General features: G+C 68.9%; 12 protein-coding genes. 9 read left to right on the top strand and 3 right to left on the bottom strand.

Translation table 11 applies throughout. From position 1 onward, the window contains the following. Positions 1–74: 74 nt before the first annotated feature. Positions 75–443, top strand: coding sequence for a DUF3509 domain-containing protein (locus tag ACTWJ5_RS16245; protein WP_249920061.1), 369 nt, complete (start codon positions 75–77; stop codon positions 441–443). A 1-nt stretch (position 444) separates the two neighbouring features. Here ACTWJ5_RS16245 and ACTWJ5_RS16240 read toward each other — a convergent pair whose 3' ends face one another. After that, positions 445–1410, bottom strand: a complete 966-nt coding sequence (locus ACTWJ5_RS16240; RefSeq protein ID WP_116424479.1) for an AraC family transcriptional regulator — start codon at positions 1408–1410, stop codon at positions 445–447. 144 nt (positions 1411–1554) lie between these two features. Here ACTWJ5_RS16240 and ACTWJ5_RS16235 point away from each other — a divergent pair, with 144 nt between their 5' ends. The 3 genes from ACTWJ5_RS16235 to ACTWJ5_RS16225 are packed head-to-tail and all read left to right on the top strand — an operon-like array spanning position 1555 to position 4957. After that, positions 1555–2469: a bile acid:sodium symporter family protein gene (locus ACTWJ5_RS16235; protein ID WP_253412546.1), complete on the top strand. Its 915-nt coding sequence runs from the start codon at positions 1555–1557 to the stop codon at positions 2467–2469. Next, positions 2466–3206: a sulfite exporter TauE/SafE family protein gene (locus tag ACTWJ5_RS16230; protein WP_253391286.1), complete on the top strand. Its 741-nt coding sequence runs from the start codon at positions 2466–2468 to the stop codon at positions 3204–3206. Before ACTWJ5_RS16235 ends, ACTWJ5_RS16230 begins: the two co-directional genes overlap by 4 nt. Next, on the top strand, positions 3203–4957 hold the full coding sequence (locus ACTWJ5_RS16225; protein ID WP_444439511.1) for an N-acyl-D-amino-acid deacylase family protein: 1755 nt from the start codon (positions 3203–3205) through the stop codon (positions 4955–4957). The genes ACTWJ5_RS16230 and ACTWJ5_RS16225 overlap by 4 nt, the downstream gene beginning before the upstream one ends. Positions 4958–5182: 225 nt before the next feature. Here the strand turns inward: ACTWJ5_RS16225 and ACTWJ5_RS16220 are convergent, their stop codons facing one another. Next, positions 5183–6577, bottom strand: coding sequence for a spinster family MFS transporter (locus ACTWJ5_RS16220; RefSeq protein ID WP_444439509.1), 1395 nt, complete (start codon positions 6575–6577; stop codon positions 5183–5185). 267 nt (positions 6578–6844) lie between these two features. Here ACTWJ5_RS16220 and ACTWJ5_RS16215 point away from each other — a divergent pair, with 267 nt between their 5' ends. Continuing rightward, positions 6845–7228, top strand: a complete 384-nt coding sequence (locus tag ACTWJ5_RS16215) for a cupin domain-containing protein (protein WP_116424475.1) — start codon at positions 6845–6847, stop codon at positions 7226–7228. A gap of 7 nt (positions 7229–7235) precedes the next feature. Here ACTWJ5_RS16215 and ACTWJ5_RS16210 read toward each other — a convergent pair whose 3' ends face one another. After that, on the bottom strand, positions 7236–8282 hold the full coding sequence (locus tag ACTWJ5_RS16210; protein WP_444439507.1) for an MBL fold metallo-hydrolase: 1047 nt from the start codon (positions 8280–8282) through the stop codon (positions 7236–7238). A gap of 1230 nt (positions 8283–9512) precedes the next feature. Here ACTWJ5_RS16210 and ACTWJ5_RS16205 point away from each other — a divergent pair. The 4 genes from ACTWJ5_RS16205 (at position 9513) to ACTWJ5_RS16190 (ending at position 14406) form a co-directional block, all read left to right on the top strand. Next, a complete protein-coding gene (locus ACTWJ5_RS16205) occupies positions 9513–10376 on the top strand; it encodes a 3-hydroxybutyryl-CoA dehydrogenase (protein ID WP_074980860.1) in 864 nt (287 codons plus the stop codon). A 196-nt stretch (positions 10377–10572) separates the two neighbouring features. Next, entirely contained in the window at positions 10573–11829 is a 1257-nt protein-coding gene (locus ACTWJ5_RS16200) for an OprD family porin (RefSeq protein WP_444439505.1), read from the top strand. Positions 11830–12278: 449 nt separating this feature from the next. Then, the gene (locus ACTWJ5_RS16195) at positions 12279–13868 is read left to right on the top strand and encodes a phage tail sheath C-terminal domain-containing protein (protein ID WP_444439503.1); all 1590 of its coding nucleotides are present in this window, start codon (positions 12279–12281) and stop codon (positions 13866–13868) included. A 13-nt stretch (positions 13869–13881) separates the two neighbouring features. After that, the gene (locus tag ACTWJ5_RS16190; RefSeq protein ID WP_074980862.1) at positions 13882–14406 is read left to right on the top strand and encodes a phage tail protein; all 525 of its coding nucleotides are present in this window, start codon (positions 13882–13884) and stop codon (positions 14404–14406) included. Position 14407: the final 1 nt, after the last annotated feature.

Below are 14407 nucleotides of genomic sequence, written 5' to 3'. Positions count from 1 at the left end.
ATTTTCAAGCGAAGCTGGAACGCATGCTGCAACGGCTCTCCCATCGGCTTCACGGATATTCAAGGGAGAGCGTCATGCACAACGATCGCAACCAGGCCCCGCAACTGCTCGGCGAACAATTCAGCGACTACCGCGTCGACCTCCAGCAACGCCCGGACGGCGGCCTGCTGCTGAGGCTGCGCGACAACCAGAGCCGGCGCCTGCTGACCACCTGGGCGATTCCGGCCAGCGAATGGCGCGACCCGGCGCGCCTGAACAGCTTCATCGAACGCATCCGCCGCGACCTGCTGACCGCCGAAGGCCAACCCCTGCAGGAGGACCAGGTGGACTGCTTCCGCAAGCGCATCGAACTGCAGACCTTCAACCCCGGCCAGGGCCGCCATCGCCAGCGCAAGATCGTGGTGGCTGGCGAGCGCCTGCGCGCAATGGCGGCCCACGCCTGAGTCAGTCCGCGCCCTGGCGGAACTGCCCTGGGGTCATGCCGCTCCAGCGGCGGAAGGCCTTGGCGAAGGCGCTTTCGTCGGAGAAGCCCAGGCGCTCGGCCACTTCCGCCAGCCGCGCGGGGCCCTGCAACAACTGCTCGGCCATGGCGTGCAGCACCCGCTCGCGCAACAGCTTGAAGCTGCTGCCCTCCTCGGCCAGGCGCCGGTTCAGGTGCCGGCCGCTGAGGCCCAGGCGTTCGGCGATGCGCTCCTTGCCCCACTGCGGGTGTTCACGCAGCAGGCCCTGCACCTGCGCCGCCAGGCTCTGCGCGCCCAGGCGCTGCAACTGGGCGTCGGCGAGTTGGCGCAGGTGCTCGCGCATGGGCGCATTGGCCTGGATCAGCGGCACTTGCAGGTCGTTTTCGGCGAACAGCAGGCCATCCTCGTCGGCATCGAAAACAGGCAACAGGCCCAGCAGTTCGCGGTAACTGCCCGCTTCGCCACGGGCTGGATGGCCGATTCGCACTGCCCGCGGGCGCACGCGCTCGCCGGTGATCCAGGCGCTCAGCCGCACCAGGCTGGCCAGCACCGCCTCCACCCGCGCCTCGCGGCGCACGATGTAGCTGGGGCGATAGACCAGGGCCACGCCGCCGGCCTCGCGGCGCAGGGCGAACTCGCTGCCCTCGGCGATGATCGGGTAGTACTCCAGCAGCGCCTCCAGGGCTTCGCCGAAGGTCTCGCAGCTCATCAGCAGGGCGCCGACCATGTCCAGGTGGCCGACCTGCAGGGCGCTGCCCAGGCGCAGGCCCAGCAACGGGTCGGCGCTGGCGGCGCACAGGTCCTGCCACAGCTCGTCCTGGCGCGCCAGCGGGATGCGCGCCTCGCGGCCCAGCTCGCGCAGTTCGGCGGGCAGTTGCAGGCCCAGGCGCGCAGCGGCCTGGAGGATGCCCTGGGCGTAATGCACGGTGATCGAGGGGTTGTTGGGCATGGTCCCGAAATAACCGGAAAAAGTCCTGATTGAGCCATCAAAGCGCGGCACGGGGCGGGTATCCTTGCCCATTACAACGAGAAATACAAACGAGCCGCGCATGCCTTGCAAACCGTGCCCCGCGCCCCTTAGGGAGGCGCGCTGATGCCCACCGTCCACCTGGAATTCGCCGGCGCCTCGATGCTGGCCCTGAACGCGATCATCGCGCTGATGATGTTCGGCGTCTCCCTGGAACTGCGCCGCGAGGACTTCGCCCGCATCGTCCGCGCGCCCAAGGCGCCGCTGATCGGCATGCTCATCCAGTTCCTGCTGCTGCCGGCCAGCGCCTGCCTGCTGGCCAACCTGCTGCCGATCGACCCGCAGCTGGCCCTGGGCATGCTGCTGGTGGCCACCTGCCCCAGCGGCAGCTTCTCCAACGTCATGACCTGGCTTGCGCGCGGCAACGTCGCGGTGTCGGCCAGCGTCACCGCGGTGTCCGGGCTGTCCGCCGGGTTCTTCACGCCGTTCAACTTCGCCCTCTACGCAAGCCTAGCGCCGGAGACCCGCGCGCTGCTCACGCAGATCCGCATCGACCCGCTGGAGCTGCTGGCCACGGTGCTGCTGGTGCTGGTGGCGCCGATGCTCGCCGGCATGGCCCTGGGCCGGCGTCGCCCGCAGCTGGCGCGGCGCCTGGAGAAGCCCATGCGGGTGTTCTCGCTGCTGGTGCTGGCGGCCTTCGTGGTGATGGCCTTCATCAAGAACTACGCGCAGTTCGTCGCCTACTTCCACCTGTTCTTCTGGCTGGTGGCGCTGCTCAACGGCGCGGCCCTGGGCCTGGGCTACCTGTGCGCGCGGGCCTGCCGGCTGGGCGAGGCCGACGTGCGCGCGGTGACGCTGGAAAGCGGTATCCACAATTCGGCGCTGGGCATGGCGCTGATCCTCACCTTCTTCCCCGAGGCCGGCGGCATGCTGCTGATCGCCGCCTTCTGGGGCTGCTGGCAACTGCTCACCGGGCTGGGCCTGGCGCTGTTCTGGTCGCGCCGCGCGCCGCTGCCCAGGCTCGCGGCGAGGCTGCCATGAGCTACGTGGCGCCGGCCCTGGGCAGCTTCATCCTGCTGGCCTACACCCTGGAAGCGGTCACCGGCTTCGGCAGCGTGGTGCTGGCGCTGTCCCTCGGCGCCCTGCTGCTGCCCATCGAACAGCTGCTGCCGGTGCTGGTGCCGCTGAACGTCGGCCTGACCAGCTACCTGGCCTGGCGTCACCGGCGCCTGGTGCAGTGGCGACTGCTGCTGGCCACCCTGCTGCCGGGCATGCTGCTGGGCATGGTGGCCGGCTACCTGCTGCTGCCCTGGCTGGACCCGCAACTGCTCAAGCGCGGCCTCGGCCTGCTCATCCTGTGGTTCGCCGTCCGCGAGCTGCAGCGCAGCGCCAAGGGCACGCCCAGGGGCCAGGTGCCGGCCTGGGCGATGCGCCTGGCCACCGGCGCCGCCGGCGTCTGCCAGGGCCTGTTCGCCTCCGGCGGGCCGCTGCTGGTCTACGCCCTGGCCGGCCAGCAGCTGGACAAGTCGCGCCTGCGCGCCACCCTGGTGTGCGTCTGGTTCAGCCTCAACGGCCTGCTCACCCTGGCCTTCCTGCTCGACGGCCGGCTGCGCCCGGCGCTGCCCCAGGTGCTGGCCTACGCGCCGCTGCTGCCGCTGGGCCTGTGGCTGGGCGAGCACCTGCACCGGCGCTGCCCGGAACGCTACTTCCGCCTGGCCATCCACCTCCTGCTGCTGGTCAGCGGGGTCCTGTTGCTGTCTCCCTGGAGCCTCCTGTGAGCTACGACATCATCGTCAAGAACGGCCTCTACTTCGACGGCAGCGGCGCCCCCGGCGCGCTGCGCCACCTGGGCATCCGCGCCGGGCGCATCGACACCTTGAGCGCCTCGCCGCTGGACGAAAGCGGCTGCCCGCAGGTGCTCGACGCCGCCGGCAAGTGGGTGACCCCGGGCTTCCTGGAAATCCACTCGCACTACGACGCCGAGGTGATAGCCGCGCCGGCGCTGAAGGAATCGGTGCGCCACGGCGTGACCACGGTGGCCCTGGGCTCCTGCTCCATCAGCATGGTGCTGGGCGAGGCGGAGGACTGCTCCGACCTGTTCACCCGCGTCGAGGCGGTGCCGCGCGAGGTGGTGCTGCCGATCCTGCGGGAGAAACGCACCTGGCGCGACGCCGCCGGCTACCGCGCCTTCTACGAGCAACTGCCGCTGGGGCCGAACCTGTGCTCCTTCCTCGGCCACTCCGAGCTGCGCGTGGCGGTGATGGGCCTGCAGCGCGCCACCAGCGGCGCCAAGCCGACCGAGGCGGAGCTGCAGCGCATGGAGCAGTTGCTCAACGAGGCGCTGGACGCCGGCTGCTTCGGCCTTTCGGTGATGACCACGCGGCTGGACAAGATGGACGGCGAGCGCGCCTGGTCCAGCCCGCTGCCCTCCACCTTCGCCAGCTGGAAGGAGTTCTCCCGCCTGTTCGCCGTGCTGCGCCGACGCGGCGCGCTGATGCAGGGCGCGCCCAACGCGGTGACCAAGATCAACGTGTTCGCCTTCCTCTGGCAGGCCCACGGCTGGTTCCGCCGGCCGCTCAAGTGCAGCATGCTCACCGCCCTGGACCTCAAGTCGCAGCCCTTCATGCACCGCATCACCCGCGCCTCCGGCTGGCTGGCCAACCGCGTGCTGCGCGGGCGCTTCCGCTGGCAGACGCTGCCGGCGCCGTTCAACGTGCGCATCGAGGGGCTGAACATGAACGGCTTCGAGGAGTTCGGCGCCGGCGAAATCCTCCGCGACATCCAGGACCCGGAAGAGCTCTACGCGCGCATCCAGGACCCGGCCTTCCGCGAGCGCTTCCGCAAGGACATCAAGGCCACCCTCAGCCTGGGCCTGTGGCACCGCCGGCTGTCCGACTGCTGGGTGCGCGAATGCCCGGACGCCAGCCTGATCGGCCGCAACTTCGAGGACATCGGCCAGCAGCAGGGCAAGGATGCGGTGGACGCCTTCTTCGACCTGGCCAGCCAGTACCGCAACGCGCTGAAGTGGACCACCTGCTACGGCAACCACCGCCCGCAGGTGATGGCCAGGCTGCTGGCCAGCCCCTGGACGCAGCCGGGCTTCGCCGACTCCGGCGCGCACCTGGCGTCCCACGCCCAGTACAACTTCCCGCTGCGCCTGCTCAAGTACGTGCGCGACGCCGAACTGGCCGGCCAACCGTTCATGGACGTGGGCCGCGCGGTGCAGCGCCTGACCGGCGAACTGGCCGACTTCGCCGGGCTGGACGCCGGCTACCTGCGCGTGGGCGACCGCGCCGACCTGGTGATCGTCAACCCCGAGGGGCTGACCGACGAGCTGGACGAGGTGAGCGAAGCGCCCATGGAAAACCTCGGGCTGGTGCGCCTGGTGAAGCGCAACGACGCGGCGGTGGAGGCCACGGTGATCAATGGGCGCGTGGCGTACCGGCGGGAAAGCGGCTTTGCCGAGGAGCTGGGCAAGGCGCGCGGCTTCGGACGCTTCCTGCCGGGGCGCGAGGTGGTGCCGGCGTAGCGCGGATGAATCCACCCACGCCATTCCCCTGTAGGAGCGCGCCCTGCGCGCGATTTCGCGGGCAGGGCCCGCTCCTACAGGTTTCCGGGAGGCACGGCATGTCCCCGTAGGAGCGGACCTTGTCCGCGATAGCCGGAACCACCGGCGCGGTTCGCGGATAAGATCCGCTCCTACGCTGCCCCACCCACGCCATTCCCTGTGGCACGAAGCGCGGACGGAGTCCGCTCAGGCACGCTCCGCCTGTTCCCGCACCAGGCTCGCGCGATAACTGCCGCAGCCCTTCCACAACAGCCCGATGGTCAGCAACGTAGCCACCGCGGAAACGATGGCGATGGACGCCCCCACCGCCGCCGGGTCGCCGAACACGCGGTCGGTGATCAGCGCCACCAGGGTGGTGCCCAGGCCCACCGCCAGCAGGTTGCTGACCAGCAGGAAGATCGCCGAGACCTGCGCGCGCACCTGGTTCGGCGCCAGGTTCTGCATGGCCGTGGTGGAGGTCGGCAGGGGGAAGGAGGCGAAGAACATCGCCGGCACCAGCAGCGCCAGGGACAGCCACAGCGGTTCGACCACGGCGAACAGGGCCACCGGCACGAGCATGCCGATGGCGCCGATCACGCCCGTGCGCATGGCCGCGTCGCCGTGGCCGCGGCGGGCCAGCAGGTCGGTCAGCCAGCCGCCGCAGTACACGCCGGCGGTATTGGCCAGCAGCAGCACCACGCCCAGGGTGTAACCGGTGCTCACCGGATCCAGGCCGTGCTTGCGCATGTACAGCGCCGGGGTCCAGCTGAGCATGGCGTACAGGGCCATGGCGTAGCAGGAGAAGCCCAGGTACAGGCAGGTGAAGGTCAGCCGGTGGCGACCGAGGAAGCGCACGCCGTCGCCCGGCGCCACGGCCTTGGCCTGGCCGCTGGCGTCGCGGCTCAGGCCCTGGCGCTGCGGGTCGCGCACGGTCAGCCAGATCAGCAGGCCCACCAGCACTCCGGGCAGGCCGACGATGAAGAAGGTCAGCTGCCAGGCCTTGACCTCGCCCAGCACCGGCAGCACCAGCGCCTGGGTGTCCTTGAGCAGGTCGATAACGTAGCCGCCGACCAGGAAGGCCAGGCCGCCGCCGAGGAAGGAGCCGATGGAGTAGATGCCCACCGCGCGGCCCAGCTTCTCCCGCGGGAACAGGTCGCTGAACATCGAGTAGGCCGCCGGCGACAGCGCCGCCTCGCCCACGCCGACGCCGATGCGCGCCAGGAACATCTGCAGGAAGTTCTTCGACAGCCCGCAGGCGGCGGTGGCCAGGCTCCAGAAGACCACGCCGACGGCGATGATCCGCGGCCGCGAGAAACGGTCGGCCAGGTAGGCGATGGGCCAGCCCATCACCGCGTAGAACAGCGAGAAGGCCAGCCCGTGCAGCAGGCTGAACTGGGTGTCGCTGAGCTGCAGGTCGGCCTTGATGGGCTCGATCATCAGCGCCAGGATCTGCCGGTCCACGAAGGAGAAGATGTACGCCACCATGCACAGGCTGACGACGTACCACTCGTAGGCGTAGCGCTTGCGCACCGGGCGCGCCGCGCAGGCGTCGATGGCGGCTGGAGCCGTGCGCGGGGCGCGGCACGAGGAGGAAGGGTTCATGGCGAGGTCTCTTGTCGTTATGGGCAGGCGTGTCGCTGCAAGGCGCCCTCGCCCTCGAAGGGACGGGGCCAGGGGCACCTTAGGGGATGGGCCCCGGGGCGGACCATACGGGGAAACGGCCTCGGCATGGGGGTAGGCTCCCGTAGGCATTGGGGATTTCCTTAGGCGGAAAATCCGCCCCGGCACCGCACCCATGCGCAGGAATATGCAAGACGCTCGCGCCCTGGGCGCCCTACCCTGGCCACTCGATGATCCAGGAGCTGAAACATGCCGCAAACATCCCCACGCCCCTACCAGCCGGTCAACCTCGCCGCCAAGCTGGCGGCCATCCACGAGCAGTGGCAGCCGCGGGTGGTGGCCGAGATGAACGACTACCAGTTCAAGCTGGTGAAGCTGGAAGGCGAGTTCGTCTGGCACAGCCACGCCGACACCGACGAGACCTTCATCGTGCTCGACGGCGAGCTGCGCATCGACTTCCACGACGGCGCCGTGCAACTGCGCGCCGGGGAGATGTACGTGGTGCCCCGCGGCGTGGAGCACAAGCCCTTCGCCGCGCAGGAGGTGCAGGTGCTGCTGATCGAGCCGCGCGGCGTGCTCAACACCGGCGACCAGGGCGGCGAGCGCACCGCGCCCAACGACGTGTGGGTCTGAGCCCGCCTCAGGCCAGGCGGTACCAGGCCACGCCCTGCCCATCCTCGCTGGCCGTCACCCGGCCGCGCTGCACCAGGTAGTTGAGGTTGGCCAGGCATTCGCCGGTGGCCAGGGCCAGCAGGTCCTGGTCGATGCGTCGGGCGAAGAGCGCGCCGAACAGGTCGATGGCGCGCTTCGGGCCTTCGCCCAGTAGTTCCTGCAGGCGTTCCAGGCCCCGCTGGTGGCCGCGCTCCAGGTGCTCCAGGCGCGCGTGCAGGGGCTGGAAGGGTTCGTTGTGGGCAGGCAGCACCAGCACGTCGTCGGGCACCTCGCGGCGCACCTTGGCCAGGGACTCCAGCCACTGGCCCAGCGGGTCGGCCGCAGGCTCCGTGGGGAACACCGAGACGTTGGGCGAGATGCGCGGCAGCACCTGATCGCCGGCGACCAGCAGGCGCAGGTCGGGGCAATGGAAGCTGGCGTGCTCGGGTGAATGTCCGGAACCCACCACCACCCGCCAGTCGTGCGCACCGATGCGGATGCGCTCGCCGTCGCGCAGGCGCCGGTAGCTTTCCGGCAACGGCCAGATGAACTTGCCGAAGCCGCCGAAGCGCGCCCGGTAGTGGGCGATGGCCGCCTCGTCCCAGCCGGCGCGGCGGTAGAAGCGCACGCCCTCGGGCGGCGCCTCGCGGCCGCTGTCGGCGGCCAGCACGCGGCAGTTCATGTACTCGCCGAAGGTCATCCAGAGTTCGCAGCCGTACTCGCGGGTGAGCCAGCCGGCCAGGCCGACGTGGTCCGGGTGCATGTGGGTGACGAACAGCCGCGTCGGCCGCCGACCGCCCAGCGCGCCGCCGGGGGCCAGCAGCGCGCGCCAGGCGTCGAGGGTGGCCTGGGTGTGCATGCCGGTGTCGAACAGTGCCCAGCCGTCGCCGTCTTCCACGGCCCACAGGTTGATGTGGTCGAGGCTCAGCGGCAGGGGCATGCGCAGCCAGTGCACGCCCGGGGCGATCTCGCGGCTGGCGCCGGGGTCCGGGGTGGGGCCGCAGGGGTAGTTCAGGGGGATGCGGTCGGGTTTCATGGGGTTGCCTGGGTTGGTGTTTTGGTCATGTGGGGTGGAGTGTATGGGGTCGTTTGTGGGCGTTGGTCCGTTGCACTCAACTTAACCCCCGTCATTCCCGCGAACGCGGGAACCCAGTTGCCTTAGCTTTGGTGTTTCTGCGTCGCTCCGAGTCTGCGGAGGTTTTTTGTTTCGCCCCCTCGGGCGAGTCCCTTTTGTCAAACGCCACAAAAGGAACCAAAAAGGCTTGCCCCAACATACGGGCCCGACGGAGTCGGGCTACCCTCACGAACTCCCCCGCCACGGAGGCCCGCCCCGAGGGTACGTCCCTGTAGCCCACGGGGCTCTCGCGACATCCATGTCGCATGACCTCCTGAGCGCCGGTTTCGCTCGGCCTTCTGAAGGGGCGTTCCGGTTCGCTCGGGTGTTTCTCTGGAAGACCAAAAACCAGAGCAAGAGCTGCTTTTGCTCTTCGTAGGAGCGAGCTTGCTCGCGAACCCTGGGTTCCCGCGTTCGCGGGAATGACGGGGTGAGGTTAGGCGTATCAGACTGACTCCAAACTCCCCACCCACTCCAAACAGCCCCCTCTCCCTTCAGGGCGGGGCGCGCAGCCGAGGGCTGGGGAGAGGGTTGCGGACTCCGCCCCCACACCTCTGCCAACCCTGACTCCGCTCCCCCTCCCTAACCCTCCCCGCAAGCGTGAGAGGGAACCGTCTGGCATGAAGCGCAATCACGAAGCTCCCTACCCCCCGTCTAGCCAAACCCATCGCGGACGGAGTCCGCTCCTACGCTTCCTGGAAGCACGGGCGTAGGAGCGGACTTTGTCCGCGATTGGATTCACCGGCACCGCCGAACGCTCCGGTGGCACGGCCAGCGGCGTATAACCGCGAACGGTTATACGCCCTACGAACCTGCCAGCTGACACTGCGTTATCCACCCACACCGAACGACCCCCTCTCCCTCCGGGAGAGGGCTGGGGTGAGGGCAACGGACTCCGCACACACACCTCTGCCAACCCTGTACTCCGCTCCCCTCCCCACCCGCAACTCCCGACAATACTGCGCCAAACACTCCCCCTCCGCCCCACCCACACAGACTATCCGGCCACGAAATGGCGTATATGCCCTCGGCAAAGTCACAGCTGCCGGCCCCCAACATCACCGGAAGCTCGCCGTCAGCCGGCGCCTGCGCTATCGTCGCCGCCGGCGCCCGCGGGCTTCCCGCTTCGATTCCAGAGAGGACTGACAAGAAATGAGCACCCAAGACTCCCCCATCCGCAAGATCGGCGTGATCGGCGCCGGCACCATGGGCAACGGCATCGCCCAGGTGTGCGCCGCCGCCGGGCTGCAGGTGGCGATGGTCGATGTCTCCGACGCCGCCGTCGAACGCGGTCTGAAGACCATCGACGGCAACCTCGAACGCCTCATCAAGAAGGACAAGCTGGCCGCCGCCGACAAGCCGGGCATCCTCGCGCGCATCCAGGGCGGCACCGACTATGCCGCGCTGAAGGACGCCGACCTGGTGATCGAGGCCGCCACCGAGAACCTCGAACTCAAGCTGCGCATCCTGCGCCAGGTCGACGAGCTGGTCGGCCCCGACTGCGTGATCGCCAGCAACACCTCGTCCATCTCCATCACCCAGCTGGCGGTGGTGGTGCGCAACCCGCAGCGCTTCATCGGCCTGCACTTCTTCAACCCGGTGCCGGTGATGGGCCTGCTGGAAGTGATCCGCGGCCTGCAGACCGCCGACGAGACCCACGCCCGCGCCATGGCCTTCGCCGGCCTGGTCGGCAAGACCGCGGTGAGCGTGAAGAACGCCCCGGGCTTCGCGGTCAACCGCATCCTGGTGCCGATGATCAACGAGGCCATCTTCGTGCTCCAGGAAGGCCTGGCCAGCGCCGCCGACATCGACGCCGGCATGCAGCTGGGCTGCAACCACCCGATCGGCCCGCTGGCCCTGGCCGACCTGATCGGCCTGGACACCCTGCTGGCGATCATGCAGGTGCTCTACGACGGCTTCGACGACTCCAAGTACCGCCCCGCTCCTCTGCTCAAGGAAATGGTCGCGGCCGGCCGCCTGGGTCGCAAGAGCGGCCAGGGCTTCTTCAGCTACTGAACCGCCCCGCGGAAGGGGCCTCGCGCCCCTTCCGCCAGGTAAACGCCACTAGATCGCCATCACGAAATCCACAGCGCCAGGCTCTAGCACGCGGCCTCCAGCCGTAGGAAATTTCCGACGAATGACAACCCGGTCACTGGTGATAGCACGAAAAACTGCTAAAACCTGAAAGTTGGAAACCAAAGGAGCTATATCCATGAGGATCATGAAACGCCACGCGCTGGCCTTCGCCGTGATGGCCGCAGGCGCCCAGCTGGCCCAGGCCAGCGCCCAGGACGACTCGAAGGGATTCATCGAGGACGCCAGGCTCGACCTGCTGCTGCGCAACGTCTACTGGAACCGCGACTACAAGGACCACACCAACGACGCCAAGGTCTGGGGCCAGGGCTTCATCGGCACCTTCGAGTCCGGCTTCACCCAGGGCACCGTGGGCTTCGGCGTCGACGCCTACGGTCTGCTCGGCGTCAAGCTCGACAGCGGCCGCGGACGCAACTACACCGGCATCTTCAACGAGCACGACGACGGCAAGCCGGTGGACAGCCTGTCCGAGGCCGGCGGCGCGGTGAAGCTGCGCTTCTCCAATACCGTGATCAAGTACGGCAACCAGTTCCCCGACCTGCCGGTGCTCTCCCGCGACGACTCGCGCATGCTGCCGCAATCCTTCACCGGCGTGCTGCTGAGCGGCGAGGAGATCAAGGGCCTGCAGCTGAACGTCGGCAAGTTCACCGCCGACAGCCCCATGGGCAGCCCGGCGCGCGACCCCAACCATCTGGACGAGATCTACCTCTACGGCGGCAGCTACGCGGTCACCGACGACCTCAGCGTGGCGCTCTATCACAGCGACGTGCGCGACGTCTTCGCCAAGACCTACGCCAACCTCAACTACACCCTGCCGCTGGCCGCCGAGCAGGCGCTGAACTTCGACTTCAACATCTACCGCACCAAGTACGACGACGGCTCCCAGGCCGCGCTGGATTTCGGCGGCGACGGCGACAACGACCGCAACACCATCTGGAGCCTGGCGGCCAAGTACAGCGTCGGCCCGCACGCCTTCATCCTCGCCCACCAGCGCAGCAGCGGCGATGCCGGCTACGCCTACGACTACGGCGATGGCGGCGGCACCATCTACCTGGCCAACTCCTACTACGCCGACTTCAACCTCAAGGACGAACGCTCCTGGCAGGCCAGCTACGAGCTGGACTTCGGCGGCTACGGCGTGCCCGGGCTGACCTACAAGATCGCCTACGTGCGCGGCGACAACATCGACACCGGCGGCGACTCCGACGGCACCGAGCGCGAGCTGTTCAACCAGGTCAAGTACGTGATCCAGAGCGGCCCGGCCAAGGACCTGTCGTTCAAGCTGCGCAACTCCATCTACCGCGCGGACAACGACGTCGGCCCGGACCTCAACGAGGTGCGCGCCTTCATCGAGTACCCGCTGAGCATCCTCTGATGCCCCGGGCCCGCGGCGCCGGCCGCGGGCCCTGCCCTCTACCGTTCGTCGCTGCGGCGCCAGCCACGCGCCTTTGCGGCCCGGCCGGCGGCAGCCACGGCCGCTGCGCTTCCCAGCCCGACTGCCATTTTTTCGCCAGTATCTTGCGCAGGCATTGGCCAGTACGGTGACACCATTGCGCCCCCCTGGCGCTGAACTATGGTGGTCAACAGACCTTCGGCCCGTCTGGGCAATCGGGTTCCCGCTGTCCCGCATCAAGGCCTGACCTCGCAGCAAGGACGCGATCCCCCATCTCCCCTTCCTGCCACGCCGGGCATCGATGCCCGTCTTCCCGATCGCGTGCTGTCCTGCAGTCCGCATCGTCCCCTGTGCACCGAGTAGTTCCATACCCGGTCCGCCGCCGTTCCGCCGAGACCGGACTTCAGAGTGATTGCTGAGGAGTTCCGCTCATGCCGTCCAACCTCACCTATCCCGGCGTCTACATCGAAGAAGTACCCAGCGGCGTGCGCAGCATCACCGGCGTCGCCACCTCCATCACCGCCTTCGTCGGCCGGGCCCTGCGCGGCCCGGTGAACCGCCCGGTGCGCGTGCAGGGCTTCGCCGAGTACAGCCGGCTGTTCGGCGGCCTGTGGCAGCCCAGCACCCTGGGCTACGCGGTCATGCAGTTCTTCCAGCACGGCGGCAGCGACGCGCTGATCGTCCGGGTGTTCAACGGCGACCTCGACGACAACACCGCCACCCTCACCCTGGCCACCGCCGGCGGCAGCCTGGTGCTCGCCGCCGCCAGCCCCGGCGCCTGGGGCAACCGCCTGCGGGCGACGGTGGACCACGCCACCCGCGACACGACCGACACCCTGCTGTTCAACCTGCTGGTGGAAGAACTGGACCGCCCCGGCGGCACCGCCACGCTGGCCTCGGAAGTGTTCCGCAACGTCTCGGTGGACCCGCTGAGCCCGCGCTTCGTCGACACCCTGCTCAAGGAACAGTCGGCGTTGGTCCGCGTGCTCACCTCGGCGCCGACCACCGAAAGCCCGACCGACGCCACCGTCGCCGTGGCCAACGAGGACGGCACCGCCACCGCCGCCGGCACCCTGGGCGACGACGGCGGCGACCTCGACGACGGCGACATCACCGGCGACCAGGACCTGCGCAGCGGCATCTACGCCCTGGAAGCGGCCGACCTCTTCAACCTGCTGTGCATCCCGCCGCTGACCCGCGAGGCCGACCTCGACCCCGCCACCTGGGCCACCGCCGCCGGCTACTGCCAGGAACGCCGCGCGGTGCTGATCATCGACGCGCCGGCGGACTGGACGGCCAACCCGGGCAGCGCCATTAGCGACGCGGAAACCGGGGTCAACGCCCTGCGCGCCAGCGTCGGCAACGACGACGCGATCAACGCCGCGGCCTACTACCCGCGCCTGCGCCTGGCCGACCCACTGGCGGAGAACCGCGCGGCCGACTTCGCCCCCTGCGGCGCAGTGGCCGGGATCATCGCCCGCACCGACGTGCAGCGCGGCGTGTGGAAGGCGCCGGCGGGCCTGGCGGCATCCTTCTCCGGCGTGCAGGCCCTGACCTACGCCATGACCGACCGGCAGAACGGCGTGCTCAACCCCCTGGGCCTGAACTGCCTGCGCAGCTTCCCGGTGGCCGGCCACCTGGTGTGGGGCTCGCGCACCCTGGCCGGGGCCGACCTGCTGGCCTCGGAATGGAAATACCTGCCGGTACGGCGCCTGGCGCTGTTCCTCGAGGAAAGCCTGTTCCGCGGCACCCAGTGGGTGGTGTTCGAACCCAACGACGAGCCGCTGTGGGCGCAGATCCGCCTCAACGTCGGCGCCTTCATGCAGGACCTGTTCCGCCAGGGCGCCTTCCAGGGCAGCAGCCCGCGCGAGGCGTACTTCGTCAAGTGCGACCGCGAGACCACCACCCAGAGCGACATCAACCGCGGCGTGGTGAACATCCACGTCGGCTTCGCCCCGCTCAAGCCCGCCGAGTTCGTGGTCATCAAGCTGCAGCAGATGGCCGGCCAGGTCGCCGTCTAGGGAGGAACCTTCCATGGCACAGTTCAGCGTCAACGCCCAGCGTTTCGATCCGTACAAGAACTTCAAATTCCGCGTGAAGTGGGACGGCCGCTACGTCGCCGGCATCAGCAAGGTCGGCGCCCTGAAGCGCAGTACCGAACTGGTCGAGCACCGCGAGGGCGGCGACCCGTCCACCTCGCGCAAGTCGCCCGGGCGCACCAAGTTCGAGGCCATCACCCTGGAACGCGGGGTGACCCACGACACCGAGTTCGAGCGCTGGGCCAACAAGGTCTGGAACTTCGGCGCCGGCCTGGGCGCGGAAGTGTCGCTGAAGGACTTCCGCAAGGACCTGATCATCGAGGTGTACAACGAGGCCGGCCAGCTCGCCCTGGCCTACAAGGTGTTCCGCTGCTGGGTCTCGGAATACCAGGCGCTGCCGGACCTGGACGCCAACGCCAACGCGGTGGCCATCCAGACCCTCAAGCTGGAGAACGAAGGCTGGGAACGCGACTACGACGTGACCGAGCCGACCGAACCCAGCTACAACGAGCCGGCCTGAG

Source organism: Pseudomonas sp. A6, from assembly GCF_052367875.1.
Taxonomy (GTDB): domain Bacteria; phylum Pseudomonadota; class Gammaproteobacteria; order Pseudomonadales; family Pseudomonadaceae; genus Pseudomonas; species Pseudomonas citronellolis.
This window is presented reverse-complemented; position numbering and strand designations above follow the sequence as displayed.

What these genes read in the sequence shown, in the direction of transcription:
- ACTWJ5_RS16245 (WP_249920061.1), top strand. Translation starts at nt 75, where the DNA reads ATGCACAACGATCGCAACCAGGCCCCGCAACTGCTCGGCGAACAATTC.
- ACTWJ5_RS16240 (WP_116424479.1), bottom strand. Translation starts at nt 1,410, where the DNA reads ATGCCCAACAACCCCTCGATCACCGTGCATTACGCCCAGGGCATCCTC.
- ACTWJ5_RS16235 (WP_253412546.1), top strand. Translation starts at nt 1,555, where the DNA reads ATGCCCACCGTCCACCTGGAATTCGCCGGCGCCTCGATGCTGGCCCTG.
- ACTWJ5_RS16230 (WP_253391286.1), top strand. Translation starts at nt 2,466, where the DNA reads ATGAGCTACGTGGCGCCGGCCCTGGGCAGCTTCATCCTGCTGGCCTAC.
- ACTWJ5_RS16220 (WP_444439509.1), bottom strand. Translation starts at nt 6,577, where the DNA reads ATGAACCCTTCCTCCTCGTGCCGCGCCCCGCGCACGGCTCCAGCCGCC.
- ACTWJ5_RS16215 (WP_116424475.1), top strand. Translation starts at nt 6,845, where the DNA reads ATGCCGCAAACATCCCCACGCCCCTACCAGCCGGTCAACCTCGCCGCC.
- ACTWJ5_RS16210 (WP_444439507.1), bottom strand. Translation starts at nt 8,282, where the DNA reads ATGAAACCCGACCGCATCCCCCTGAACTACCCCTGCGGCCCCACCCCG.
- ACTWJ5_RS16205 (WP_074980860.1), top strand. Translation starts at nt 9,513, where the DNA reads ATGAGCACCCAAGACTCCCCCATCCGCAAGATCGGCGTGATCGGCGCC.
- ACTWJ5_RS16200 (WP_444439505.1), top strand. Translation starts at nt 10,573, where the DNA reads ATGAGGATCATGAAACGCCACGCGCTGGCCTTCGCCGTGATGGCCGCA.
- ACTWJ5_RS16195 (WP_444439503.1), top strand. Translation starts at nt 12,279, where the DNA reads ATGCCGTCCAACCTCACCTATCCCGGCGTCTACATCGAAGAAGTACCC.
- ACTWJ5_RS16190 (WP_074980862.1), top strand. Translation starts at nt 13,882, where the DNA reads ATGGCACAGTTCAGCGTCAACGCCCAGCGTTTCGATCCGTACAAGAAC.